Raw genomic sequence first — 24738 nt, 5'->3', positions numbered from 1 at the left:
GGGGAGAGGGGAGCGGAAAGAGGGAAGAGGGGGTTGTGTCTTCAACTGCCGTTGCTGTTTTTGGGTCTTGAGGTCCTGGCGTATTTTGTTTTGGGGTGTCCTTCTGTTCTTTGGTTTGGCTAGCCGCTTCTAAAAATCCAAACTGGTGGGCGCGCATCCCAATGTGGGTGAGCGTGTTTGGGATCGGTTGATCCACCTGCAAGGTGCAGTTCCAATCTAGGGCATGAACCGTAGACGAGCTGATGGAAACGGCGCAGGAGATGTTTTTGCACCCGGTCAGGCGGGCGGCGCTGACGGTTGTGGGATGTTCCAGCACTTGGTGCTTCGAGTCGTGGGCGTTGATGCGGCCCTGATCCAATACCAGCAGGGTGCTGCAAATTCGATAGGCTTCTTCGATGTTGTGGGTGACAAATAGGGTAATACCTGGATATTGCTCTAGCCACAGCTTGAGGTCTCGCTCTATCAGGTAGCGCAGATGGGTGTCTAGGGCCGAGAAGGGCTCATCCAGCAGCAGCACCTCAGGCTGGCTGGCCAGCACCCGAGCGATCGCGACTCGCTGCTGCTGACCGCCAGAAAGCTGGGTGGGGTAACGATCTCCCATCCCCTGCAGCTGCACCCGCACCAGCTGAGACGCTACCATCTGGTGCTGCTGCCGCTTCGTCAGACCGCTAGGCAGGCCAAAGGCAATGTTTTGGGCGACGGTCAGCTGGGGAAACAGGGCATAGTTTTGAAATAGGACACCCACTCTGCGATCGCGGCTGGGCAAGTTGATATTTTGCTGGGAATCAAACAGCACCCGACCATTTAGCACAATGCGCCCGCTATCCGGCGTTTCCAGACCAGAAATACAGCGCAGGATCAGGCTTTTTCCCGCTCCAGAAGCCCCCAGCAGGCCCAGGGGTTGACGATTGGTAGAGAACGATACGTCCAGGCTGAAGCCCGGCAGGTGCTTAGTCAGCGTAGCCGAGAGCTGAGGCGGGGGGTTGCACTGCTGGAAACGGTTGGGGTGCGGCAGGTCGGGGGGTGGAGATACAGCAGTGACCGGGATTGATGCATAGGGGGTTGGCGCATCGGTGCCGCTCCTCCATCTGCTTTTTCCAACCGATCTTCCTGGGTTCGCCAGCCAGCTATTCACGGCAATCAGGCCTCCCAACGCGATCGCTAAAATCACGCCGCTCCAGACGGCAGCTTCGCGGAAGGCGCCCGCTTCTACCGCGAAGTAGATTGCCATGGGCAGGGTTTGGGTCCTACCAGGAATATTGCCTGCCAGCATCAGGGTGGCTCCGAATTCACCCAGGGCACGGGTAAAGGCCAGGGACGTACCGGCTAGAATCCCCGGCAGGGCCAGGGGCAGCGTAATCCGCCAGAACAGACGCAGCTCAGAAGCACCGAGCGTTCGGGCCGCCTGCTGTAAGTTGCGGTCAATCTGGTTGAATGCGCCTAGTACGGTCTTGTACATCAGCGGAAAGGCCACGACCGTCGCCGTCAGGACGGCTGCATACCAGGTGAAAACGATATTCACCCCCAGCCCGCCGAAGGGGCCGTTTTTACCCAGCAGCAGCAGCAGCAGAAAGCCCAGCACGGTCGGTGGCAGCACCAGCGGAGCGAGAAACAGTCCCTCCAGCAGCGCTCGCCCACGGCCCCGATAGCGATGCATGAAGTGGGCCGCACCGATGCCGATAAAAAAGGTAATGACGGTGGCAATAGCCGCAATCCGTAACGAGATATAGAGCGGCGATAGGTCAACCATAGGAATCGGCAGCGGGGGCGCTGTCAATCAGAGACATCAGGCAGAGACATCAGGACTATTCAGATGGGCGGGGCCAAACCCAAATTCTGCAAACTTTATCTGGACTGCTGCGGTAGAGAGAAAATTAATAAAGTGCTGGGCCGCCTCTGGATGTTGGCTACTCTGAACAATCGCAATGGGATAAACAATCGGCTGGTGAGCGTCCGGGGGAACCGTCGCCAGCACTTTTACCCGATCTGAGAGCGCCGCATCGGTCGCATAGACCAGGCCGAGCTCGGCATTTCCACTTTCGACCGCACTTAGAACGCTGCGGACGCTGTTGCCAAAGACCAATTTGGGTTGTAGCGCCTCTAGCAAGTTCATGTGGGTGAGGACTTGTTTGGCATACTGACCAGCGGGGACGCTGCGAAATTCACCTACGGCAAAGTGAGTGATACTGGCTGCTTTCAGCTCAGTAAGGCGGGTGAGGCTAAGCGTTGAGGCTTTAGGCGCGATCAGCACCAGGCTATTGGACACTACATTTTGGCGAGAGTCAGGCAGAATCAAGCCCCGATCGGCTAAGGCATCCATCTGCTGGGTGGCGGCTGAGAAAAATATATCAACGGGTGCCCCCTGCTTGATTTGCTGCTGAAGAGCACCGGAGGAACCAAAGTTGTAGTCTACGATAATTTCTGAGTGGGCCGCTTGAAACTGAGGCGCGATCGCTTCTAGCACTTCCTGCAAGCTAGCCGCAGCCGACGCCACGATCGCCACCGGCTGGGTGGAGACTGCTCCAGAAGCGGCCTCAGGCAGTTCTGAACAGCCGACAGCTGTCAGGCCAGAGATTAGGCCAGAGATTAAACCGGCCATCAGCCAGCTCAGCCATCGACGACGTTTCATCTCTTGAACAAATTGATATTCGGCAGGGACACTGTCGGGTACCCGAAGCGAGTAAGCAGACTCAAGTCTTTAAACAACACGGTTCTGAGATACCGCCCGCCAAAGCTCGGCTAAGTCATCACAATCAGCTTACCTGCATTCTTAGGGCGCTGACCTATCTGGAGCGCCACAGACTCTTGGGGTATCTGCTGGATGAACGAGGCCAATCTACTGGGGGCGCGATCGCTGCTGAAGCTGTGTCCAGGTGCGGAGGACTTCTGCTACGGTCCAGGCTTGAGCATAGGTGCCTCGGGGCTGATGGGGTGCTTCGCCGTCAAAGATTTCGCTGAGGTTGCCGATACAGCCTCCGCTCAGGTGGTCGGCCATGGGCTGGAGGAAGCTTAGTGCCAAGCGCCGATCCTGATAGACCTGGTAGTGGGCGTCGATGAAGGGGCCGATCAGCCAGCCCCAGACGGTGCCCTGATGATAAGCGCCGTCGCGCTGGTAGCGATCGCCAATATAGTGGCTGTGATAGTCCCGATGGTTAGGGGCCAGGGACCTCAATCCGTAGGAGGTGAGCAGCTGCTGGGCGCAAACATCGACAATGGCGCGCTTTTGCTCAGGCGTTAGTAGCGAGGACTGAGCATTCAGCGTCAGTGACAGGGCAAAAATCTGGTTAGGCCGGAGGCTGTCGTCGTTTCCGTCTGGCGTATCCAGCAGGTCATAGCAGTAGCCCTTGGCTGGGTTCCAAAAACGCTGGAATCCCTTTTGAGTTTGCTCAGCCATCTGCTGATAGGGCTCGGGCGACTTGCCTAAAATCTCGGAAAACTGCACCATGCAAAGTAGCGCATTGTGCCACAGCGCGCTAATCTCAACCGGCTTGCCGATGCGGGGCGTCACCACCCAGTCATCGACTTTGGCATCCATCCAGGTCAGCTGCACCCCGGCCTCTCCGGCGTAGATCAGATGATCTTTGGGGTCGAGGTGAATGTTGTAGCGGGTGCCGCGCCGATGCCAGTCGATGACTTCGTCCAGAGCGGGGAACAGCGTTTCGAGCAGAGCTTTATCCTGAGTCGCACTGTAGTAGGTTCGGACGGCCTCAAAATACCAGAGGATGGCGTCTACCGTATTGTAAATGGGCGTCTCTCCGACGTCGGGAAAGACGTTGGGCAGCATCCCCCGGTCGAGATATTGGGCAAATGTTTTCAGCAGCGTATGGGCAATATCGGGACGGCCGGTAGCAAGGGTTAGGCCTGGCAGGGCAATCATCGTATCTCTGCCCCAGTCCGTAAACCAGGGATAGCCCGCAATTACGGTTTGGCCCGACTCACCCCCGGCCAAGGGGCGATAGACAATAAACTGGTCGGCGGCTAGGACGAGCTGGGCAATCCAGTTGGGCGGCTCAGGCTGAGGCGAAAACTTTTGCCAGCGTTCGAGCAGCTGCCGCTCATGGAGATCGCGATCGCGTCTAGCCCAATCTCCCGACAGCTCAGGCTGAGGTTCCGTACTCGCGACCAGGGTAACCGAGCTACCCGGCTCTAGCCGCGCTTCAAAGTCTCCTGCCGCATAGTGATCGTCGCTGGGGGGAAGGCCGCGATCGCGCGCGATCGCCAGCCGATAGCCCCGCCGCCAGTCTCCTGTCGGGATGGCTTTGGCTTCGGTAGATAGCAGGTAGAGCGGTGTCGCCTGCTGATGGGCTGTGAACTTTAGACCGTTCGTCATCGTTTCGGTCTGGCCGGGCCAGTCGCCCGCAGTCGTCTCGGCCCCATGGTCGCGGTAGTTGACCAGCGCCGTCAGCCTTAGGGTCAGCGGAGCCTGGGCGCGCTTAAGGGTATAGCGAACGTAGGTCGTATTAGCCCCGGGCTGCATCCAGATTTGCTTTTCGAGCTGGGCATCGGCGCAGGCGAAGGTCCATGCGGGGGTAGTCCCCTTTAGGGTGAAATGCTCAATTAGGCGAAAGCCTGAGGTGACGCTGCCGTCAGATTTGCGATCGCAGCTCAGGTCATAGCGCTGCCTCCCATACTCCACCTGCTCATCGAGCTTGGCCAGCAGAAAAACCCGCTCCACCGGCGGCTGTAGCGCTGCGACCAGCAGCCCGTGATAGTGGCGGGTCAGCATCCCCGCGACGGTGCCACAGGCGTAGCCGCCAAGGTCGTTGGTCACCAGCCACTCTCGCTGTTCAGCGCTAGACAAATGGCCGCAGATCTCGCGCCCAAACGAAAGAGTCATGATCCTGAGTCCTAATTGGCTATGGCCAGATTTATAGAATGCGACTATGGCACGTATGGTAAACCATGAAGACAATAAAAAGAGACGCCTATCTCAACCGCATCGGCTATCGAGGGTCGCTTGCCCCCACCGCTGAGACGCTCAGGTAGCTGCACCGGGCGCATATGCTGACGGTTCCCAACGAGAGATAGACAGTGAGGCTGCCTACCGCGCCGTGCTAAAGTCCGTCTTTGGGATTGAGCTGGAGTCAGAGACAAAGATTGATACACTGATGGTTCCGCTGTCCGCTGACTCGGGCTGAAGTTAGCCATGTATATTCGCCCTTTCGAACCGGCTGACGAAGCTGCTATCGTCGTTCTATGGAAGCGCTGCGGCCTGCTGCGGCCCTGGAACGATCCCCACAAAGATATCGCCCGCAAGCAGCGGGTTCAGCCCGAGCTATTTCTGGTGGGGCTGATTGAAAACCGAATTGTGGCAACGGTGATGGCTGGGTTTGACGGCCATCGCGGCTGGATTAACTATCTCGCGGTGGAGCCAAGCCGCCGTCGGCAGGGCTATGGTCGTCTGCTGATGGCAGCCACAGAAGAGCGCCTGCTTGCCCTGGGCTGCCCTAAAATCAACTTGCAGATTCGTCATGATAATCTGGACGCCATTCAGTTTTACGAACGGCTTGGCTTCAGCCAGGATGCAGTGGTCAGCTTGGGTAAGCGTCTGATCTCAGATAACTGAGAATCAGATTAGGGATTGGCAAACAAATAAAGTACCAATGGCCCTCTCCCCAACCCCTCTCCCAAGCTTGGGAGAGGGGCTCCGAAATCTAGTTCCCCTTCTCCCAGATTTGGGAGAAGGAGCTAGGGGATGAGGGCCTCTGAGATGTTATTTACGCGCAGCTCCCTTAGGACGAGACAATTAGAAAAGACAGCGCCTGCTGAAGCCGCTAATCGATTTGGGTTAAGTATTGAACGCTGAACAGCGATCGCGCATCCGTCCAAACCTCCTCTACCCTGAATCGCTCGGCCAGCTGGGCAAAGCCTTCTAGGGTGTACTTATAGGAATATTCCGTACAGATCGACTCGCCGGGTTGAAAGTTAAATGTCGCATTGCCAATCTGAACGTTCTGTTCTTTCTGCGAGATCAGGCGCATCTCTATGCGACCAAAAGCCTCATTCCAGATGGCCCAATGCTCAAACTGTTCAACTTCAAAATTGGCGCCGGCCTCGCGGTTGAGCCGATGCAACAGATTGAGGTTGAACTCAGCCGTGATGCCCTGGGCATCGTTGTAGGCGGGCAGTAAAATGTCGAGATCTTTTTGCAAATCGACACCAATCAGCAGGGCACCGTCGGGTCCGACCAGGTCGGCAATGCGGTTGAGGAAAGCGCGGGCCTCGGGCTGAGGAAAATTGCCAATAGTGGAGCCGGGAAAGAAGGCGACCCGCCGCAGCCGGGACTGTTCATTATCGGGCAGGGAGAAATCCTGTTCGTAATCGACGCAGAGCGGATGTACCTGGAGATGGGGATAGGCGGCCCGGAGCTTGCGAGCCGACTCCAGCAGCGGTTCACAGGAGATATCAATGGGCACATAGCTAGCCAGCTGGTCAATCGCCTCCAGCAAAATCCGAGTTTTAATGCTCCAGCCGCTGCCGAATTCGATCAGCTGGGCGTTGGAGCCGATTAGCGTCGCTATCTGTTCGGCATGACGCTGCAAAATCCCAATTTCAGTCCGGGTGGGATAGTATTCCGGCAGGTCGCAGATCGCTTCAAACAGCTGGGAGCCGCGTTCGTCATAGAGCAGCTTGGCCGGTAGCACCTTGGGCGACTGGGAGAGACCCGCGATCGCGGTAGCCATCAGCGCCTCTCCCTGAGCGTCAGCAAAGGTCTGAGATGAAGAAATAGACATTGTTATTGTTTAAGATTTAATCGACGTTTATGGTGCGGTGACAGCCTTAGCGGGCTAGGCGAATGCCGCTGAACTGCCAGCGGGCCTGGGGTGGAAAAAAGTTGCGATAGGTGGGTCGTATATGGCCCGGCGGCGTAGCGCAGGAGCCTCCTTTAAGGACGCGCTGGCCGTTCATAAATTTGCCGTTGTATTCGCCAATCGCGCCGTGGACGGGCTTGAAGCCGGGGTAGGGCAGATAGGCGCTCTGGGTCCATTCCCAGACATCGCCGTAGAGCTGGTCGGGGCGGGTCATGCCGCGGGCTGCAATGGGCTGGAGGTAGCCCTGCTCCAGCAGGTTGCCCTGGCGGGGGACTGAAGCGGCAGCGACTTCCCATTCGGCTTCGGTGGGCAGCCGCTTATCGGCCCACCGGGCAAAGGCGTCGGCTTCAAAAAAGCTGACGTGGCAGACCGGTTCATGCAGGGGGAGCGATCGCAGTCCGCCCAGCGTCATCACCGCCCAGCCGTCTGCTTTCTCCCAGTACAGCGGGGCCTGCCAGCCCTCCGCTTGAACAGTCGCCCAGCCCTCTGCCAGCCAGTAGTCGGGCGTCTGGTAGCCGCCTGCTTCAATAAATTCTAAATACTCACCGTTGGTGACCAGACGAGCGGCCAGCCAATAGTCCTGGAGATAGACCGGATGCGACGGTCCCTCGTTATCAAAGGCAAATTCCGATGCCGTATGCCCTAGGGTGTAAAGGCCACCGGGATAGTCTAGCCACTGCTCGCGGGATTGAGCCGCTTCATTCGGCGGCTGCGGCAGGTCTGTGCGATAGGCGGGCCGCAGCGGATTCGTTGCCAGAATATGTTTGATGTCGGTGAGCAACAGCTCCTGATGCTGCTGTTCGTGGTGCAGCCCGAGCTGAAGCAGCGATTCGTCTACTTCGGCAGACTCCGACATCAGCCGCTGCATGGCCTGATCGACATAGGCGCGATAGGCATAGACTTCCTCCAGCGTCGGTCGGGACAGCAATCCCCGCTGGGGTCTCGGCTGGCGGTCGCCGACGCTCTCGTAGTAAGAATTAAACAGATAGTTGAATTTGGGATGGAAGACCTCGTAACCCTTTAGGTAAGGCTTGAGCAAGAACGTTTCAAAAAACCAGGTGGTATGGGCCAGATGCCACTTCGGCGGGCTCACGTCGGGCATGGACTGAATCACCGAGTCTTCAGCCGTCAGCGGCTGGCAGATGGCGGCACTGAGCTGACGCACCTGCTGATAGCGCTCAGACAGCGGAGCGCGTTCGGGCGCCGTCACTTGAGAAAGCTGCATATTATAAAGGGTCCTAGAAAGAACCCCGAAAAGTACTCCATAAAGAACTCCAGAAGAATTCAAACGCCGAAAGCCTAACAAGGTTAGGTTAAGGCTTCATGAGAAAATCCGAATCTGTCTGGGCCAACTTTCTGTCTCTGGGTGGAAAGTTCAGCCTTCGATTGGACTAATCGCTGCGGCTAGATGCTTCATAATTTGCAGTACTCGCGCCAGTCCGGCGTTTTGACCTAAGACGAACTGGTGCGATCGCGCATAGTTCGGTCCGGCGTGGTCTAACTTTAGAAATATAAAATCGGTTCCATGGGTCACCAAGCCGTACAAAGGCTGCCTTCGTTCAGGTGCTGCAAGCATATAGGACAGTACTTGGGGAATGCCAACTTTAAGCGAAAACTCAGCCCGCTTAGACTCGATCACCATTACCCAAAGCCGATCTTGCAGGACTAAAATATCGAGTCGTCCCCTGACTGTCAGACTATTATCAGCCGCTTCAATGTCAACCGTTTTTTCTGTCGTGACATAAAACGGCGGTAAAAACAATCCCGCTAAATCAAGCAGCGGGGCGATAACGGCAAGCTTGACCGTGTTTTCGAGCACGGAACGATGTTCTAAATTGGCGACAGCAGCCTCAACCCTAGCGAGTCGCTGCTGCTCGGCATCGGTTAGCTTAGGGAGCTCAGCTTGCCATTCCGGAAAGAATCCTCCAGACTCGACCTGTCGCAGCCCAAACCGCTGCTCTAAGTCATAGAGTGTGACCTGATCGACTGAAACGGTTTGAGCCATTCTCAGTTCCTGCTATCTTTACTAAATTATACGCAGCCTCATTCTTTTGCCTCAAACTGCCTTCGATTTATCACCTATTTCAACTTCGGGCTGGCAGGGCAGCCTCAAACTCAGCTTTGAGCAGCGTCAGGGAAAAACAATGCCGCTGCGCAGCTATACTAGCGCTCCCCTGCGGCTCCAGCGGCCTTTTTACCCAGACGATTCGGGCAGCTGTCAGAGCGCGATCGTGCATACGGCGGGGGGCATGGTCGGGGGTGATGGGTTAGATATTCAGGTCCGATTTGGCGAGCGCAGCCAGGCCCTGGTGACGACGACGGCGGCGCACAAGGTCTATCGCAGCAGCGGGGCGGTGGCGCAGCAGCGGATCGATCTGCGGCTGGAGGCCGGCGCCTACGGCGAGTGGCTGCCCCAGGAAACCATCCTATTCAGCGGCGGGCGCTTTCACCAAAGCCTACGGGTAGAGCTGGGGCCAGCGGCGGTGTGGACGGGCTGGGAGATTACCCGGTTTGGCCGCAGCGCTCGGGGGGAGCGGTTTACAGCGGGGGAATGGCAGAGTGCTACTGAGGTATGGCAGGCGGGGCGACCGCTGTGGATTGACCGGCAGCGGCTGGTCGGCGGTTCAGCAGTGCTCGATAGCGCCCATGGACTGGCGGGGTATCCGGTCGTGGGCGCTATCGCAATTCTGGGGCATGACTTTGATCCGGCCCAGCTCGATTCCCTGAGAGCCTTGGCGGGCGGCGCTGATATCGGCGTGACCAGCCTGATGAAAGGCTTACTTTGTCGCTATCGGGGGACTTCCAGCCAGCAGGCGCGGCAGTGGTTTACCCAGGTCTGGCAGGCGCTGCGGCCTCAGCTAGGGCAGTCGGCGGCCTGCCCACCCCGGGTGTGGGGGCCGAGTTCAAAGTCCAGCTAAAAGCTCGGCCCCCAGGGCTGGGATGACTGTAAGCCGGGGCGCGAACCTGATATAACGAATGAATGTAATTGTGAACCGCAGGGCAAGCCTATGCAACTGTCTCCCCAGGAAAAAGACAAGCTGCTGATCTTTACGGCGGCGCTGGTGGCCGAGCGCAGGCGCGATCGCGGTCTCAAGCTCAACCATCCCGAAGCCGTTGCCCTGATCTCTGCCGCTATCCTAGAAGGCGCTAGGGACGGGCGGACGGTAGCCGAGTTGATGGACTATGGCACCACCCTGCTGTCCCCCGACCAGGTGATGGAGGGCGTCGCTGAGATGATTCCCGACGTTCAGGTCGAGGCAACTTTCCCCGACGGGACGAAGCTAGTCACCGTTCATAACCCAATTCGCTAGCCCTATGAGCCCCGCTTCCCGCCGCCTGCCTGACGACGATTTACCCCTCGACGCCGAGACTCGGACGGCGGTGCTCCAGGCGGTGATTGAGCATCTGGACCACTATGCCTTTCCCGAAATAGCGCAAAAGCTCCAGGCCGATCTGGAAGATCGCTTAGCAGACGGCTATAAAGACGTCCGCAGCGGCCAGCAGCTAGCGGCTACCCTGACCGCGCAGCTCCAGTCCCTGAGCAACGATCGCCAGCTAAAGCTGCACTTTAGCCCGGTGCCCCTGCCCCAGCTCGACCCGCAGCAGCAAATTTCCCCAGAGGAGCTAGCCGAACAGCGATTGCTGAGCCAGCTACGCAATTTTGACTTTAACCGGGTGGAGCGACTGCGGGGAAATATTGGTTATCTGGAGCTGTTTAGCTTTGAGCCGCCGGAGTTTGCGGGGGAAACCGCGATCGCGGCTATGACTTTTCTGGCTCACACCAGCGCCCTGATTGTGGACCTGCGCCACAACCGCGGCGGCTCACCGGCGATGGTGGCGATGCTGTGCAGCTACCTGCTGCCGGACTATCCACCCATCCACCTGAACGACCTCTACTGGCCCGGCGAAGACCGGGTGCAGCAGTCCTGGACGCTGCCCTACCTGCCGGGGCAGCGCTACGATCAACCGGTCTACGTTTTGATTGGCGCTGAAACCGGCTCGGCGGCGGAGGAATTTGTCTATAACTTAAAGCAGCTGAGCCGGGCTACGCTAGTCGGTGAAACGACGGCGGGGTGTGCCAATCCAGGTCGCGGCTATCGGCTGCACGACCATTTCTGGATGTTTATCCCAACCGGGCAGGCGATCAGCCGGCTGACTGGGGAGAGCTGGGAGGGCAGCGGCATTCTGCCAGACTTTAAGGTGCCCGCGGAGCTAGCGCCCCAGACGGCCCAGCTGCTTGCGTTTAAGCGACTGCTGGAAAGCGACCTGATGCCCAGCCTGCGGCGAGAAATTGAGCAGACCTATACGGTGGTGGAGGCCGAACTCAACCGCAAACAGCAAGACTTAGTCAGTCAATTAGGAGGATTGCGATGATTCCCGGTGAAATAATGCCCGCCAGCGACGACCTTGAGCTCAACGCCGGTCGCGCGACGGTAACTTTAGAGGTAGCCAATCAGGGCGATCGCCCCATCCAGGTGGGGTCGCATTTTCACTTTTACGAGGTAAACGAAGCCCTGGCCTTTGACCGCGAATCGGCCCGGGGAATGCGGCTGGATATCCCGGCTGGGGCGGCGATTCGGTTTGAGCCAGGGGATCAGCGCTCGGTGACGCTGGTGACGCTGGCGGGGAGCCGGGAGGTGTATGGGTTGAATGGGAGGGTGAATGGGGCGTTGGAGTGACTTCTCAGGCGCTGCTGCTCACCGTTCATCGCTGTCACTATCGAAGGCCGGAGTGCGATCGCTGTGTGCTGCTAGACCTCTGCCCGGCGGGGCAGCGCCGGGTAGAATAAGCGAATCGACGACAGGTTAAAATGAGAAACTGGGAAACCCGGCTGGGTTTCTGTCTATCGAGTCCTGGTTGTGAAGCTTATGTATCAGCCTTTTTGCCCTTCTCAGCGCTGGCTTCGTCTCGGCGTCGCCTCGCTGACGGTCTTAGGATGGGTTGGCCTGGCCCTGCCCGGTCAAGCTCAGGAAACCTCGCCGACCGCTCCGCCTGCGGCTGTCCCCTCAGAGCCGAACCGGATACCGACGCCACCGCTGCCGCTGCCCGCCCCGGATGCATTCGCGCCCAATCCGGCAGGCATCGCCGACCTGACTGAGAATCGCGAAATTGACCTGGGTATCGGCCATCTGCGGCCGCAGGATTTGAGCTTTCTGACCCAGCCCGAGGACAATGCTGACCAGCTCGGCGCGGGCTGGCTGCAAACGGTCGAGCTGCCGCTGTATGGGTCGCCCGGCGGGCCACACTGGGGCTGGCTGTATCGCGGCTGGCTGATTCCCAACGGCCAGCCCTACCTGGCGATCGGCCGCGATGCCGGGTTTGCGATGCTGCGCAGCTTTGATAACTTACTCACGTTCCCCGTCCTAGAAATTCGCCAAGACGGTTGGTTTCGGGTGCAGTATACGCCGGGCGGCAGCGCCTGGGCGCATACCTCGCAGCTCGGCCTGGGGGAGATGCCGCTGACGGTCGAAACCTGGGAAGACCGACTGGAGTCGGAGGCGGCGCTTTACTTTCGGCAGGCGAGGGGGTCGCGGGTGCTGCGATCGCAGCCCGAAGCCGCGACTAATGTCATTTCCTTTATCAGCGATCGCAGCCTGATGGCGCCGCTGGCCTTCGAGGGTGACTGGATGCGCGTGCGCGTCACCCGGCCTGCTGCGGCCTGTCAGCCGCTGACCGGCGCCCGCAGTAGCGAAGGCTGGATTCGCTGGCGTAGCGAAGCGGGAACGGCCCTGGTGTGGTATCGGCCCGAATGCTCCTAGATGTTCGTAAAAAAGTATTAATGCTGAGCAGAGCGGCGGTTCGCCGCTGCGTGACGAAGAGTATGCAATTGCAGATCGGCGCAGCGAGGGGTAAAGTTTTGCCTTACAATTTTTTCAGCTCAAATGACACCGGTCGTTTGGGCCTTTGCCGCACAGGACTTTTAGGCAGCTCTTATGTCGATTGGCTATCTCGCTCTGGTTCTCCACGCGCATCTACCCTTCGTGCGCCATCCCGAAAGTGACTTCGTGCTGGAGGAGGAATGGCTGTTTGAGGCCATTACCGAAACCTATGTGCCGCTGCTCACCATGTTCGAAGGGCTGAAGCGAGACGGCGTCGATTTCAAAATGACCATGAGCATGACGCCACCGCTGGTGTCGATGCTGGCCGACCCGCTGCTGCAAGAGCGCTACGACAGTCACCTAGCCCAGCTCGAAGAGCTGGTCGAGCTGGAGGCCGAGCGCAATGAGCACAACGGCCACATCCGCTACCTGGCAGAGTACTATGCCAAGGAATTCAACCAGGTGCGTCAGGTCTGGGAGCATTACGACGGCAATCTGGTAACGGCGTTTAAGCAGTATCTGGACAGCGGCAACCTGGATATCATTACCTGCGGCGCCACCCATGGCTATCTGCCGCTGATGAAGATGTATCCGCAGGCGGTATGGGCTCAGATTCAGGTGGCCTGCGAGAGCTATGCCGATCACTTTGGCCGTTCACCTACCGGCATCTGGCTGCCGGAATGCGCCTACTACGAAGGGCTGGAGCGGATGCTGGCGGATGCTGGCCTGCGCTACTTTCTGACCGACGGACACGGCATTCTCTACGCCCGGCCCCGGCCCCGCTATGGTGCTTACGCGCCGATCTACACCGAGTCGGGGGTGGCTGCCTTTGGTCGCGACCACGAGTCATCGCAGCAGGTTTGGTCGTCGCAGGTGGGCTACCCAGGTGCGCCGGAGTACCGCGAGTTTTACCGCGACCTGGGCTGGGATGCGGACTATGAGTACATCAAGCCCTATATCATGCCCAACGGCCAGCGCAAGAATGTCGGCATCAAGTATCACAAAATTACCGGCAAGGGTCTGGGCCTATCCGACAAGGTTTGGTATGACCCCTACTGGGCCAGGGAAAAGGCCGCCGAGCACGCGGGCAATTTCTCCTTTAACCGCGAGCGTCAGGCGGAGCACCTGCACGGCATTATGCAGCGCAAGCCGATCATCGTTTCGCCCTACGATGCCGAACTGTTTGGCCACTGGTGGTACGAAGGCCCCTGGTTCCTGGACTACCTCTTCCGTAAGAGCTGGTACGACCAGGACACCTACGAGATGACCCATCTGGCCGACTACCTGCGGATGAACCCGACCCAGCAGGTGGCCCGCCCGTCGCAGTCGAGCTGGGGCTACAAGGGCTTCCACGAATACTGGCTGAACGAAACCAATGCCTGGGTTTACCCCCATCTGCACAAGGCGGCGGAGCGGATGATTGAGCTGGCCAAGCGCGAACCCGCCGATGAGCTGGAATGGCGCGCCCTCAACCAGGCCGCTCGCGAGCTGCTGCTGGCTCAATCCTCGGACTGGGCCTTCATCATGCGCACCGGTACGATGGTACCCTACGCCGTCCGCCGCACGCGATCGCACCTGATGCGCTTCAATAAGCTCTGGGAAGATATCCCCATGGGCAAAATTGACGCCGGCTGGCTCAGCAAAGTGGAGCTGATCGACAACATTTTTCCCAATATCAACTATCGCGTCTACCGACCGCTGTAGCTGCGCTGGTAAAATTTATGGCTGTTCTGTCAGCGCGATCGCTCGCTTCTATCCTCTACTATGCAAAGGCATTCAACTTCAGCCAGCAGGATGCTCGGATGAGCTCTGCCGATTTTGACCAGCTGACGGCGGCAGTTAGCCGCCTATTTGAAGTGCTCAGCCGCCGCCAAATTCCCTATCTGCTGGTCGGTGGTATTGCCATGCGGGTTCACGTTGAGGGACGTAATACGCAGGACATTGACCTGATTATGCGCCGCTCTGATCTGGCAAGCCTGGAACAGCTGATCATTGCGGATGAGAGCCGCAACTTTATTCGCGCCGATTATTACGGTCTACAGGTCGATCTACTGCTGACGCAAAATCCTTTGTTCAAGCAGGTAGAAACTCAGTATAAAACTCAAATTCAGTGGGGGACTCAGACTATTCCCTGTGCGACTCCACAGGGGCTAGTCATTCTCAAGCTATACGCGCTGCCTTCGCTGTATCGGCAGGGCCAATTTGACCGGGCTGCCCTTTATGAAACGGATATTCTTCAGCTTGCTTACAACTACAAAATTAATCTGGAGCCAGCGATCAGAATTGTTGATCCGCATCTAATCGAAACCGATCGCGCCGAAATCCGTAATATCGCAGCAGATATCGAACGCCGAATTGACCGCATGAGGCGTTCTGGTCAGGGCTAATTGAGCGCGATCGCGCCTTTCGGCAATGGTTTCTGCCGTTCTCATCAGTAAGACTGCTCGCTAGGCCCCGGCAAACCCTATAAAATTAAGCAGCGGTTCATAAGGAGTAACTAACCGTGGTACAGGCTCAGCCACAGCTCAAAACGTTTGACCAATTTCTTGCCTACATCGACGGGACCGACAACCGCTATGAGCTAACCAATGGAGAACTGGTTGAAGTGCCGCCTGAATCAGATGAAAATCTTTACCGGGCTATGCAGCTTTACGAAGCGCTAAAGGATTTAGTCGGAATGCGCCATATTCGTCTGCAAGGGCTAGCCTTAGCCATGCCTGGTCAGCCCAGAAATCGCTATCCTGACCTAACCGTATTGCAGCCAGAGCACATTGGCCAGATGCGGACTCTGGGCCAGGCTGCAATCACTCTAGAGATGGCTCCGCCAAGACTAGTTGTGGAGGTCGTCAGCCCAGGCAAAGACAACAGCAGGCGAGATTATGTGGATAAGCGTAATCAGTATGAGTGGCGAGGCATTCCAGAATACTGGATCGTAGACCCGGTAAAAGAGCAAATTTCAGTTTTGTTTCTGACTGAGGAGGGGTACGAGCAGACTGTCTTTGCTAAGAACGAAGCTGTGGTGTCGCCAACCTTTCCCGAATGGGCATTAACCGCAGCAGAAATGCTGTCAGCTTAAATGCGTAATAGGCCCCACTGTTAGGCGGGGCCTGATTAGCTGCCGCGATCGCAGCTGGAAAACGCCTTTACCACAGCGCTCGCGGAGAGGAAGATTCGCTGTCTTCAGAATCGCTGTCCTCGGATTCGATGTCTTCGGAATCCTCTGCGTCTGAGGAAGCAGGCTGGTTGGAGGGCGAAGTCGTCGGCTGCTCAGCAACCGTCAGAATTGGGCCGACCAGAGCCAGCACTTCATCCTGAGTTGCATAGCCGTCAAAGGCAGCGGAGCTGAAGGGAATCGGAGAACCGGTCCGATTTTCGTTGTAAATTACTTCGGTGCTGCTAGCGTTCTCCGAAATCCAAGGATTGACGTCGGCGTCGAGTAGGGCATTGCGGAGAAACCTAACGCCAGCAGCATGCCGAGCTTCTACACTGTGAATGGCTAGAGCCGCTGCGAGCACCGTTTTCCCGGCTTCGCCTGCCGCTTGCAGGTTTTGTACCTGCCCCTTGTATGCGGCCACGCCCAAATCTTCAACATACTGGCCAGCCAGCAGGAAGTCCGCAGGATTGGCAAATGGGTCACGCCCTAAAATAGCAGAGTAGTTAGGATTGGCTGGAATCGTAACCGCGTTTGGATCGCCTCCTAGGGCAGGAAGAATGGCGGAAAGATCGCGAACATGGACGGCTTCGTCCTGTCCGTACGAGACAATGGCGTCTTTAGCAATCTGGGGGGCGCTGGCCAAACCGCCGCTTTGGGCTGCTGTCACGGCGCGACGATAAAAATCGGCTTCGAGTTTTTCCAGGGTCAGGGCATATTCAGCGACCTGCCGGGGGGTCAAGACGGTATCTTGAGCATAGGCTGGAGCGGTTGGACGGATGCACAGCCATAGCATCGCGACTGATAGGGCTAAGGCTATTCCCTTGAGCAGCGAATCAGCTGCCCGCTGAGCGATTGAGCTTAAACTTGTTTTCATTGAATTTCTCCTATTGCTATGCGACGAGTGCACCGTCAATTGAATTGTTGATAATGCCGAGTGAGCCTAAAATTTCTACGATTTGTCTTGGCGTGTAGAGCTCGTCGTAAGCCTTTCCCTTAAACGGATTGAGGTCAGCGTCTAAGCTGTCGTCATCGACTAGGCGGTCGCTATCGGGCTCGGTTGTGGGTTTACCCAACAACGCTCGAACGCCACCGGCATGACGGGCTTCAACCGAAACAATAGAACCCGCAGCCAGCAGATAAGTTGGGTTAGTGAGGCTGGGGCCTGCACCGTTGTAAGCATGAACGCCGACATCCTCTAAAGTAACCGCCGTATTGAGGATAGTGTCGCGATCGCTCAGCAGGGCCTCTAACCCGTCTTGATTAAAGCTGAGGTCTGCCGTTTCAAACAGCACCTGCTCACCGAGAACGCTCCGCAGAAAGGTCACATGGGCGGCCTCCTGGGCACCTAAAACGCTCAGATATTCAAGTTCTTTGCTGTCGGTGATGTCGCTTGTCTCAACCGCCGCTGCATAGAAAGCGGCTTCAAGCTCCTCCAGCAGCAGCGCAAAGTTGAGAATACCCGCGTCGTCAGCGTTGAAGGTGAGGGTTTTGCTTCGCCGCCGCCTTCTCTGCGCATTCGCTGTCTCGGGCAGGGTCGCAATCATCAATCCTCCAAATCCGCATAGTCCCCACTTTAAAAGGCTGCGGCGTGAACCGGACAAGGCCTTTGTTGTTTTCATCCTGGCGTCTCCTGACCCTAAGTCTAAATTCTGATGTTTTTCTCAATAGATGCCTTTTAAGCCCTTTCAAGCGTATGGCGAGGTAGGGCGCAGCTTCTCTATCAAAGGAGTGATATCAGGCAAAATCAGCTATTTTCAACGCTTACGTAGCGTTGACAGCGCAAAAGACACCTATTATCTTCGTGAATCGCGTATTTTCACCGATTTTCCCCATAAAAAGCTACAGCAGATGGAGTTTCTCCCGATTCAGAAAGCAGGAGAAACTCGCTGATAATAGGTATACGCCTGAGCGAACCGGTTGGATTGAATCAGCAATCAACGTCGCCACTATCGGCGGCGGGGTCGAACTTTTCGGCTGAGCCAGATCAGGAACTGCCCGATACTTTTGATCAAGCGACTGAGGGGGTTACGGCGTTCTTCTAACCTGACGCGAAGAGAAGCAAACAATAGGAGGAAGGAGAAAAGACGAGCCATGGGCTGAGAAAATGATAGAGGCTGCCCCCAGCATAGGGGGCAGATGGTGACAATAGGAAGGGCAAAAGAGCGTTTGTCAGCTCATATCGCTCTTCTTGACCAGATGCGCTTCTAGAAACCAAAGCCGCTTGTCAATGGTGCGAGAAACCTCAATGTAGAGGTCATTCGTATCCTGGTCATTGAGCTTATCGGTTTTGTCGATCGCCGTTCGCAAATGCTTAGCATAGCTGGCATAGCGGTCAGCCAGCGCCGCTACGTGAGCCATGCCTTCAACCACATCGAAGGGATACTCCGGCAGAATCGACTGGCTGGCTGCAATTCGCGCGGTGCCCATGGCGGTGCCTGCCAGGGCGGTGACCCGTTCAGCCACCATATCGATATACGCTTCGAGCTCGTCCGCCATTTCATCAAACAGCAGGTGGAGCTGGTAGAAATCCTTGCCCTTGACGTTCCAATGGGCCTGCTTGACCTGGGTTTTGAGATCGGTAGTCGCTGCCAGGGTTTGGTTTAGCAGCTCGACGACCTGAGTACGCAACTCAATCGAAAGATCGATTCGAGTGGGGTAGAAGGCGTGGGACTGCGCTTTCCCGTTTTGAGCGGACTGCTTAGATGTCTTTGTTGCCATTTTGGCTTCTCCTAAAGGTTAGAAAAAAGGCATTAACCTATTATGCCGGTTCTGCCAATTTCTAACTGTTAAGACTGAAGCGGTGGCGAGGTCGCAGGCTGAGGCCGGGGCCAGAGGTAGACCAGACCAGAGACCCAGGTAATCGCGACGCAGAGCCAGAAGAGGATTACAGCAATTGGCTGGATCTGCGGCAGTGGGGCCAGCAGCGCCGCAATCGCCGCAATTTGCGTCACTGTCTTGGCCTTGCCCCAGAGGTTTGCCCCGGGCACCTTGCCCTGCTGCATCGCCGGATTCACCCGCCAGCCGGAAATCGCCAGCTCCCGCGCCAAAATTAAAAATACGCCCCAGCCGGGAATCTGACCCAGCTCGACCAGCGCCATCAGCGGGGCTAATACCAGCAGCTTATCGACCAGCGGGTCCAGGAACTTGCCCAGGTCGGTCACCTGGTTAAGCCGTCGGGCCAGGTAGCCATCAAGCCAGTCAGTACCGGCGAAGAGAATAAACGCGCCGACGCTAAACCAGCGGCGGGCATCGGTGGGGTCTTGCAGAGCGACTAGGACGAGAGGAATGCCCAGCAGGCGAATGGTGGTAATCCAGGTGGGAAGATTCATGGGGCTAGTAGCTAATTTCTCCAGAGACGTAGCTGGGCGGTTCGACATGGATGGTAACGCGGGTCGGGCCGAATTCGTCATCCAGGCGATCTTCGACCTGCTCAGTAATATCATGGGCGGTAGCCACGTCTCTGGCCTCTACTATCAGGTGCATATCGATAAACACCTGCCGCCCCAGTAGCCCTCTTGAAGCAATGCTGTGGCAGTTGAGCACGCCCGGCACCTGCATGACGACGGCATGGATGGTTTCAGGCGCGATCGCCATCTCATCCACCAGCCAGGGTAAATTCGCCGACAGCACCACCCAGCCGCTGTGGATTACCAGCAGTGCGACCGGAAACGCCAGCACCAGATCCAGCCAGCCGATCCCCCGCCAAACCCCAATCAGGCCGCCTAGAACCGCGATCGTAATCCAGATATCGCTCATCGTATGGTGAGCATCGGCAATCAGAATGTTGCTGCCCAACCGCTGCCCCACCCGGCGCTCGTAAAAGGCCACCAGAATATTGATGCCCAAAACCACCAGCATCAGCCAGAGCGTCGTCGCCGACATCGTAACCGGCTCACCGCCGATCACAATGCGCTCAATCGCCCCGTTCAAAATCTCAAAGCAGGCAATTCCCAGGAAGGCTGCAATCCCCAACGCGCCCACCGCCTCATACTTCTGATGCCCGTAGGGATGGTCGCGGTCGGGTTCGGGGGAAGCCAGCTGGTTAGTCACCAGACCGAGCACGTTATTGGCGCTGTCGGTGACGCTGTGGAGCGCGTCTGCCATCAGGCTCAGTGAGCCCGTCGTCCAGCCCAGCCCAGCCTTGAGGATAACCACGACCAGGTTCAAAACCAGGGTCACGATTAGGACCCAGCGGACCTCAGCCCGATAGCCGCGGGTTGTACTTTTAACTGTTTCCATAGGTCCGTCGCCGCTCCGTCGCCGCTTGGAGGAGTCCTTTTGTCAGCCTAGCTTACTGTTGTGTTTGCCGGGTGCAGCGGTTAGAGAAGTTTGGATAGAGGGTCGGGGGGTGAAGGGTGAAGCGTAAAAAGAAAAGAGTGATAGGCGTTATGGGGCGAGCGGGCGGATGGCGGCTTCGGTGTTGGGGTCGAAGAGGTGAACGCGATCGCGTTCTATTGAAACCTGTACGGTTTCACCGGGCTGAATGGAATAGTCGGGGCTGACTTTGATTTGCAGAATGGTTTCATTCAGCGCTGCCGTCAGGAAGGTTTCACTGCCCAACGCTTCAACGCGCTGGACAGTCAGGCTGAGGTCGCTGTCGGGATATAGCTGAAAATGCTCCGGGCGAATGCCCAGGGTCGCGGGCTGTCCCTGGTAGGGAGATAGGGCCGGCTGCCAATGGGGCGGCAGGGTGAGTTCGAAGGTCGGATGTTTGACCCCGGTAGAGGTGACGATAACCGGCAAAAAATTCATCGGCGGGGAGCCGATAAAGGCGGCCACGAAGCGGTTGGCCGGGGCGCGGTAAAGTTCTAAGGGCGGGGCAATCTGCTGAATTTGACCGGCGTTCATGACGGCAATGCGATCGCCCATGGTCATCGCCTCGGTCTGGTCATGGGTGACGTAGAGGGTGGTTGTACCGAGCTGACGCTGCAGGGCGACAATTTGGGCGCGGGTCTCGGTTCTCAGCTTGGCATCTAGATTAGAGAGCGGTTCATCCATGAGAAAGACCTGCGGATTGCGGGCCATGGCTCGCCCTAGCGCGACTCGCTGCTTTTGGCCGCCCGAGAGCTGCCGGGGCAGCCGATACAGCAGCGCTTCAATTTGCAGCATCTGGGCAACCCGGCGCACCCGCCGGTCGATTTGCTTTTCTGCGGCAGACTGGTAGCGCAGCGACTTGGGCAGGCGGCGGGTGGCCGTGACCAGGGCGGCTTGCCAACCCGGGTTCGGCGAGGTTTCGGTAGATTGCCGCTGCCAGCTGCGCATTCGCCGCAGGCCAAAGGCCAGGTTGTCGTAGACGTTCAGATGGGGGTAAAGGGCGTAGCTTTGAAAAACCATGGCAATGTCGCGCTGCTTCGGCGGTAGGGTGTTCACCCGCTGTTCGCCGACCCAAATATTGCCGCCGGTCAGCGTTTCCAGGCCAGAAATTAGCCGCAGCAGCGTACTCTTACCGCAGCCCGACGGCCCCACCAGCACCATAAATTCGCCATCGGCCACGCTAAAGCTAATCTGGCGCAGTACGGCAGCAGCCGGTTCTGATGTGTTTTTTTCTGTGGGTTCTAGGTCTGCGGGTACCTGGGCCGGATCGCGCTGATCTGACTCAGGCGGGCGACGCTGGCTGGGAAAGGATTTGGAAACATCTTCTAAAACGACTTTGGCCATGATCACCTCCCGCTGACGACCGGCGAATACTGCAACTCCTTGGCTAGCTTAGCGGGTCAGGTGCCCCGCAAGGGGTTTAAAGGCCTCACCAAACTCAATTGGACTGAGAGCGCTATGGCGGCGGCAGTCTAACTCAATCGGCATCGGCGTCCACCAGCTCGGCGATCATGGCGGCGGTAATGACTTCGCTGCGGGCGGGTGTGAGGACGCGATCGCAGGTTTGGCTTCTGCCCTGCAAGGTCACCTCGTCTACCGGCAGCTGGGCCATGCGGTCCTGATCGGTGAGGACGGTAAAATTCGTTTCAGGTATGGCGGGCAGGATAGCGGTGAGCTGGTCCTGCTTGAGGCTAAATTTGAACGACTGGGAACCGATGCCGCCGCGGTTAGAGAGCTTGAGATTACTGACCCGCATCCGTTTGGCATAGCCCTTAGCTGACACTAGCAGCAGGGCGTCGCCCTCTGTCACCGGCACGCAGCCCACCAACCGTTCCTGCTTCGGCAGCCGGATCGCCTGTGGCCCCTGGGCGGTGCGGCCCATCGACGGCAGCTGGTCTTCATCCACCCTAAATCTAAGTAGCCGACCGCCGGAGGTGGCAATCACCAGCTGCGTTTCCATCGGCGTGGTAAAGGCGTACTGGAGCTGGTCATCGTCCTTTAGCTTCAGCGCGGTCAGGCCGCGGCCGGTCAGATGGGTGAGGCCAGAGGCCGGCAGACGCTTGATGCGGCCCTGGGCGGTGACCAGGATCAGCTGCTGCTGAAGCCGCTCGTCGTTCAGCAGCAGCTGGGCGACGAGCGTCTCCGGGGCGTTGGTGACCGCGTCGGGCAGCAGCCCAACCAGGGGCAGACCCTTTGACTGGCCTTTGGCCTGACGCTGGGATAGGGGAATCGCACCGACGTCGAGGGTATAGGCTTTACCGTCGCGGGTCAGCACCAGCAGCTCCTGGGCGACCGTGGCCTGCTCGGTTTGAACCGTGAAATCATCGGCCGCTTGCAGGCTAGAGTCTGTCTTCTGGCGGGCCTGGCGGCGCTGGAAGGCGCGGGGGGAGGAACGCCGCACGTAGCCCTTACGGCTAAATTCGAGGATTGTTTCACTTTCCTCCGCCACGATCTCTGCCAGCATCTGCTTTTCCTCCGCCCGTGCTTCTGACGACTGGAGGCGGGTGCGGCGCTCATCGCCAAATTCTTTCTTGAGGCTGCGCAGCTCCTTCTTCAGCGCTTTGAATAGGGCTTTGCGATCGCTCAGCAGGTGTTCCAGCTCGGCAATCCGCTGCCGGCGGCTGTCGGCTTCGGTTTCTAGGTTCTTCCGCTCCAGACCGGTCAGCCGCCGCAGCGGCATCGCTAAAATTTCGTCGGCCTGGCGGGGGCTGAGGTCAAACTCGTTCTGCAGCTCGACTTTGGCGGTGGAGCCATCAGCCGACTGGCGCAAAATCTCGATCACATCGTCCAGGTTATTGAGCGCAATCAGCATCCCTTCGACCAGGTGCAGCCGCTGTTGGGCTTTCTCCAACTCATGGCGGTACTGGCGCACCAGGGTGGTTTCGCGGAAGTCGAGAAACGCCTGGAGCATTTCTCGTAGCGACAGCTGCCGGGGCTGCCCCTGGTCAATCGCCAGCATGATGGCGCCAAAATTCGACTGGAGCGGCGTTAGCCGATAAAGGTCGTTGAGAATCAGCGGCGGCTGGGCTTCTCGCTTCAGCTCAATCACCACTCGCATACCATCGCGATCGCTCTCATCGCGAATATCAGCAATCCCCTCAATCCGGCCCTGGTTGACCAGATTGGCAATTTTCTCAATCCAGCTGGCCTTGTTCACCTGGTAGGGCAGCTCAGTGACCACGATCGCGTTTCGCCGCTGCCGCCCACGCCCGAGCTGAATTTCTTCAAACTGGGCAATCCCCCGTACCGGAATGCTGCCGCGCCCCGTGCGATAGGCGTCGTTGATGCCCTTCGCGTCAATAATTTCGCCACCGGTGGGAAAGTCGGGGCCGGGGATTAGTTCAAACAGCTTTTCGTCTGACAGGGTGGGCCGATCGATCAGCGCAATCAGGCCGTCTACCACCTCGCCCAGATTGTGGGGCGGAATATTCGTCGCCATGCCCACAGCAATTCCCGACGAGCCATTGAGCAGCAGGTTGGGCAGCTGGGCCGGCAGCACGATCGGCTCCTGCTGAGAGCTATCAAAATTGTCAATAAAATCGACCGTGGCCTCTCCCACGTCGCTCAGCAGCGCCTCGTGGCTGACAGAGGCCAGCCGGGTCTCGGTGTAGCGCATGGCCGCAGGCGGGTCATTGTCTACCGAGCCAAAGTTGCCATGACCGGTCAGCAGCGGATAGCGGCTGGAAAAGTCCTGCACCATCCGCACCAGGGCATCGTAGACGGCCTGGTCACCGTGGGGATGGTACTTACCTAGCACGTCGCCGACCACGCGGGCACATTTGCGAAAGGGCCGGTCGGGGGTCAGCCCCAGCTCGTGCATCGCGTACAAAATCCGCCGGTGGACGGGCTTTAAGCCGTCGCGGGCATCGGGCAGGGCGCGCCCAACGATCACGCTCATCGCGTACTCTAAGTACGACTGCTGCACTTCGGTGTGAAGCGCAGTGACAACAATTTGCTCGGAAAGGTTTAACTGTTTGGCCATGCGGGGGATCCTGTGTGAGGTCGGCTAGATGACGATGCTATACCTTGTGGGCAAGTAAAAAAAACGGCAGGATGGGTGAGCTCAGGTAATTTAACCCAAATTTGACTCGTTCTAGCCCGGATTGATTATGATCAGGTTTGCTAAGAAAAGCCGTTGAGATTAAGAAAAGCCGTTGAGAGCAGCCAAGTAACTTCATGAAGACCGTTTTGATTGTGGAAGACGACACGATTAATGCCCGTGTCTTCTCAAAAATTTTGACGAAGCGAGGAGGGCTCCTTGTTAAACATACCGAAAATGTCGAAGAGGTTATGTCGATTGCCCAAAATCGGCAGGCTGACGTCATTTTGATGGATGTTTCGCTTTCCCACAGTCTCTATCAGGGCAAGCCCGTAGACGGCATTCGGATTACCCAAATGCTCAAGGCTGACCCCGCTACCGCCAGCCTGCCCGTGATCCTAGTGACTGCCCATGCGATGGACGGAGACCGAGAAAACTTCCTTCAGCAGAGCGGTGCTGATGGCTATATTTCCAAACCTGTAGTCGATCATCAGAAGTTTGTAGACGACATCGTTGCCATTATCCCAGCTGACGAAGACTGATCCTTGCAGGGCTAGATTCTGCATAAGTATATCTGTACTATACGGAATAGTCTAGCCC

The 24738-nt window shown here is 57.7% G+C and carries 23 protein-coding genes; 10 read left to right on the top strand and 13 right to left on the bottom strand.

Translation table 11 applies throughout. The features are described from left to right. From modB to IQ241_RS15465, 3 genes are all read right to left on the bottom strand, one after another. Window positions 1-1750, bottom strand: a 1750-nt coding sequence (modB, locus tag IQ241_RS15475; RefSeq protein WP_193908773.1) for a molybdate ABC transporter permease subunit, incomplete at its 3' end; no start/stop codon positions are given. Window positions 1751-1786: 36 nt separating this feature from the next. Further along, entirely contained in the window at window positions 1787-2629 is an 843-nt protein-coding gene (gene modA, locus IQ241_RS15470) for a molybdate ABC transporter substrate-binding protein (protein ID WP_193908765.1), read from the bottom strand. Between the two features lie 207 nt (window positions 2630-2836). Continuing rightward, window positions 2837-4837, bottom strand: coding sequence for an amylo-alpha-1,6-glucosidase (locus IQ241_RS15465; RefSeq protein WP_193908763.1), 2001 nt, complete (start codon window positions 4835-4837; stop codon window positions 2837-2839). Window positions 4838-5146: 309 nt separating this feature from the next. Between IQ241_RS15465 and IQ241_RS15460 the strand changes: the two genes are divergently transcribed. After that, window positions 5147-5566, top strand: a complete 420-nt coding sequence (locus IQ241_RS15460) for a GNAT family acetyltransferase (RefSeq protein WP_193908761.1) — start codon at window positions 5147-5149, stop codon at window positions 5564-5566. A gap of 208 nt (window positions 5567-5774) precedes the next feature. Here the strand turns inward: IQ241_RS15460 and egtD are convergent, their stop codons facing one another. From egtD to IQ241_RS15445, 3 genes are all read right to left on the bottom strand, one after another. Next, window positions 5775-6734: an L-histidine N(alpha)-methyltransferase gene (gene egtD / locus IQ241_RS15455; protein WP_228021753.1), complete on the bottom strand. Its 960-nt coding sequence runs from the start codon at window positions 6732-6734 to the stop codon at window positions 5775-5777. A gap of 46 nt (window positions 6735-6780) precedes the next feature. Continuing rightward, window positions 6781-8037 carry an ergothioneine biosynthesis protein EgtB gene (gene egtB, locus IQ241_RS15450; RefSeq protein ID WP_193908759.1) on the bottom strand — a complete coding sequence of 419 codons (1257 nt, stop codon included), beginning with the start codon at window positions 8035-8037 and terminating at the stop codon, window positions 6781-6783. A 150-nt stretch (window positions 8038-8187) separates the two neighbouring features. Beyond that, window positions 8188-8817 carry a restriction endonuclease subunit R gene (locus IQ241_RS15445; protein ID WP_193908757.1) on the bottom strand — a complete coding sequence of 210 codons (630 nt, stop codon included), beginning with the start codon at window positions 8815-8817 and terminating at the stop codon, window positions 8188-8190. Between the two features lie 46 nt (window positions 8818-8863). Between IQ241_RS15445 and IQ241_RS15440 the strand changes: the two genes are divergently transcribed. The 8 genes from IQ241_RS15440 (at window position 8864) to IQ241_RS15405 (ending at window position 15707) form a co-directional block, all read left to right on the top strand. Further along, window positions 8864-9730, top strand: a complete 867-nt coding sequence (locus tag IQ241_RS15440; protein ID WP_228021752.1) for an urease accessory protein UreD — start codon at window positions 8864-8866, stop codon at window positions 9728-9730. A 90-nt stretch (window positions 9731-9820) separates the two neighbouring features. Beyond that, a complete protein-coding gene (gene ureA, locus IQ241_RS15435; protein ID WP_193908755.1) occupies window positions 9821-10123 on the top strand; it encodes an urease subunit gamma in 303 nt (100 codons plus the stop codon). A gap of 4 nt (window positions 10124-10127) precedes the next feature. Continuing rightward, window positions 10128-11186, top strand: a complete 1059-nt coding sequence (locus IQ241_RS15430) for a S41 family peptidase (protein ID WP_193908753.1) — start codon at window positions 10128-10130, stop codon at window positions 11184-11186. Further along, complete coding sequence (locus tag IQ241_RS15425; RefSeq protein WP_193908751.1) at window positions 11183-11491, top strand: urease subunit beta; 309 nt, start codon at window positions 11183-11185, stop codon at window positions 11489-11491. Before IQ241_RS15430 ends, IQ241_RS15425 begins: the two co-directional genes overlap by 4 nt. Before the next feature lie 180 nt (window positions 11492-11671). Next, window positions 11672-12571: a hypothetical protein gene (locus IQ241_RS15420; RefSeq protein ID WP_193908741.1), complete on the top strand. Its 900-nt coding sequence runs from the start codon at window positions 11672-11674 to the stop codon at window positions 12569-12571. Window positions 12572-12745: 174 nt separating this feature from the next. Beyond that, window positions 12746-14335, top strand: coding sequence for a glycoside hydrolase family 57 protein (locus IQ241_RS15415; protein ID WP_193908739.1), 1590 nt, complete (start codon window positions 12746-12748; stop codon window positions 14333-14335). Window positions 14336-14352: 17 nt separating this feature from the next. Beyond that, entirely contained in the window at window positions 14353-15018 is a 666-nt protein-coding gene (locus IQ241_RS15410; RefSeq protein ID WP_193908737.1) for a hypothetical protein, read from the top strand. A 116-nt stretch (window positions 15019-15134) separates the two neighbouring features. Beyond that, entirely contained in the window at window positions 15135-15707 is a 573-nt protein-coding gene (locus tag IQ241_RS15405) for a Uma2 family endonuclease (protein WP_193908735.1), read from the top strand. A 67-nt stretch (window positions 15708-15774) separates the two neighbouring features. On the opposite strand, the gene IQ241_RS15400 is transcribed toward IQ241_RS15405, so the two are convergent. From IQ241_RS15400 to gyrA, 7 genes are all read right to left on the bottom strand, one after another. After that, window positions 15775-16659 (bottom strand): ferritin-like domain-containing protein, encoded by an 885-nt coding sequence (locus IQ241_RS15400; protein ID WP_193908733.1) that lies wholly within the window; start codon window positions 16657-16659, stop codon window positions 15775-15777. A 16-nt stretch (window positions 16660-16675) separates the two neighbouring features. After that, the gene (locus IQ241_RS15395; protein ID WP_228021751.1) at window positions 16676-17329 is read right to left on the bottom strand and encodes a ferritin-like domain-containing protein; all 654 of its coding nucleotides are present in this window, start codon (window positions 17327-17329) and stop codon (window positions 16676-16678) included. A 625-nt stretch (window positions 17330-17954) separates the two neighbouring features. Next, window positions 17955-18503 (bottom strand): DNA starvation/stationary phase protection protein Dps, encoded by a 549-nt coding sequence (gene dps, locus IQ241_RS15390; RefSeq protein ID WP_193908729.1) that lies wholly within the window; start codon window positions 18501-18503, stop codon window positions 17955-17957. Between the two features lie 68 nt (window positions 18504-18571). Beyond that, on the bottom strand, window positions 18572-19114 hold the full coding sequence (pgsA, locus tag IQ241_RS15385) for a CDP-diacylglycerol--glycerol-3-phosphate 3-phosphatidyltransferase (protein WP_193908727.1): 543 nt from the start codon (window positions 19112-19114) through the stop codon (window positions 18572-18574). Between the two features lie 4 nt (window positions 19115-19118). Further along, window positions 19119-20024, bottom strand: a complete 906-nt coding sequence (locus IQ241_RS15380) for a cation diffusion facilitator family transporter (RefSeq protein WP_193908725.1) — start codon at window positions 20022-20024, stop codon at window positions 19119-19121. A gap of 147 nt (window positions 20025-20171) precedes the next feature. After that, entirely contained in the window at window positions 20172-21443 is a 1272-nt protein-coding gene (locus tag IQ241_RS15375) for an ABC transporter ATP-binding protein (protein ID WP_193908723.1), read from the bottom strand. Between the two features lie 133 nt (window positions 21444-21576). After that, the gene (gene gyrA / locus IQ241_RS15370) at window positions 21577-24081 is read right to left on the bottom strand and encodes a DNA gyrase subunit A (RefSeq protein ID WP_193908721.1); all 2505 of its coding nucleotides are present in this window, start codon (window positions 24079-24081) and stop codon (window positions 21577-21579) included. Between the two features lie 194 nt (window positions 24082-24275). Between gyrA and IQ241_RS15365 the strand changes: the two genes are divergently transcribed. Continuing rightward, window positions 24276-24680: a response regulator gene (locus tag IQ241_RS15365; RefSeq protein WP_193908719.1), complete on the top strand. Its 405-nt coding sequence runs from the start codon at window positions 24276-24278 to the stop codon at window positions 24678-24680. The last annotated feature ends 58 nt before the right edge of the window (window positions 24681-24738 follow it).

Origin of the sequence: Vasconcelosia minhoensis LEGE 07310, assembly GCF_015207255.1 — a bacterium.
GTDB classification, from domain to species: Bacteria; Cyanobacteriota; Cyanobacteriia; order Phormidesmidales; family Phormidesmidaceae; genus Vasconcelosia; species Vasconcelosia minhoensis.
Note: the sequence above shows the minus strand (reverse complement) of the source record. Positions and strands in the feature narration are given on the sequence as shown.

Bases quoted from the DNA above. Each gene is read 5' to 3' on its own strand.
- modA (WP_193908765.1), bottom strand. From the start codon at position 2,629: ATGAAACGTCGTCGATGGCTGAGCTGGCTGATGGCCGGTTTAATCTCT.
- IQ241_RS15465 (WP_193908763.1), bottom strand. From the start codon at position 4,837: ATGACTCTTTCGTTTGGGCGCGAGATCTGCGGCCATTTGTCTAGCGCT.
- IQ241_RS15460 (WP_193908761.1), top strand. From the start codon at position 5,147: ATGTATATTCGCCCTTTCGAACCGGCTGACGAAGCTGCTATCGTCGTT.
- egtD (WP_228021753.1), bottom strand. From the start codon at position 6,734: ATGTCTATTTCTTCATCTCAGACCTTTGCTGACGCTCAGGGAGAGGCG.
- egtB (WP_193908759.1), bottom strand. From the start codon at position 8,037: ATGCAGCTTTCTCAAGTGACGGCGCCCGAACGCGCTCCGCTGTCTGAG.
- IQ241_RS15445 (WP_193908757.1), bottom strand. From the start codon at position 8,817: ATGGCTCAAACCGTTTCAGTCGATCAGGTCACACTCTATGACTTAGAG.
- ureA (WP_193908755.1), top strand. From the start codon at position 9,821: ATGCAACTGTCTCCCCAGGAAAAAGACAAGCTGCTGATCTTTACGGCG.
- IQ241_RS15430 (WP_193908753.1), top strand. From the start codon at position 10,128: ATGAGCCCCGCTTCCCGCCGCCTGCCTGACGACGATTTACCCCTCGAC.
- IQ241_RS15425 (WP_193908751.1), top strand. From the start codon at position 11,183: ATGATTCCCGGTGAAATAATGCCCGCCAGCGACGACCTTGAGCTCAAC.
- IQ241_RS15415 (WP_193908739.1), top strand. From the start codon at position 12,746: ATGTCGATTGGCTATCTCGCTCTGGTTCTCCACGCGCATCTACCCTTC.
- IQ241_RS15410 (WP_193908737.1), top strand. From the start codon at position 14,353: ATGGCTGTTCTGTCAGCGCGATCGCTCGCTTCTATCCTCTACTATGCA.
- IQ241_RS15400 (WP_193908733.1), bottom strand. From the start codon at position 16,659: ATGAAAACAAGTTTAAGCTCAATCGCTCAGCGGGCAGCTGATTCGCTG.
- IQ241_RS15395 (WP_228021751.1), bottom strand. From the start codon at position 17,329: ATGATTGCGACCCTGCCCGAGACAGCGAATGCGCAGAGAAGGCGGCGG.
- dps (WP_193908729.1), bottom strand. From the start codon at position 18,503: ATGGCAACAAAGACATCTAAGCAGTCCGCTCAAAACGGGAAAGCGCAG.
- pgsA (WP_193908727.1), bottom strand. From the start codon at position 19,114: ATGAATCTTCCCACCTGGATTACCACCATTCGCCTGCTGGGCATTCCT.
- IQ241_RS15380 (WP_193908725.1), bottom strand. From the start codon at position 20,024: ATGGAAACAGTTAAAAGTACAACCCGCGGCTATCGGGCTGAGGTCCGC.
- IQ241_RS15375 (WP_193908723.1), bottom strand. From the start codon at position 21,443: ATGGCCAAAGTCGTTTTAGAAGATGTTTCCAAATCCTTTCCCAGCCAG.
- gyrA (WP_193908721.1), bottom strand. From the start codon at position 24,081: ATGGCCAAACAGTTAAACCTTTCCGAGCAAATTGTTGTCACTGCGCTT.
- IQ241_RS15365 (WP_193908719.1), top strand. From the start codon at position 24,276: ATGAAGACCGTTTTGATTGTGGAAGACGACACGATTAATGCCCGTGTC.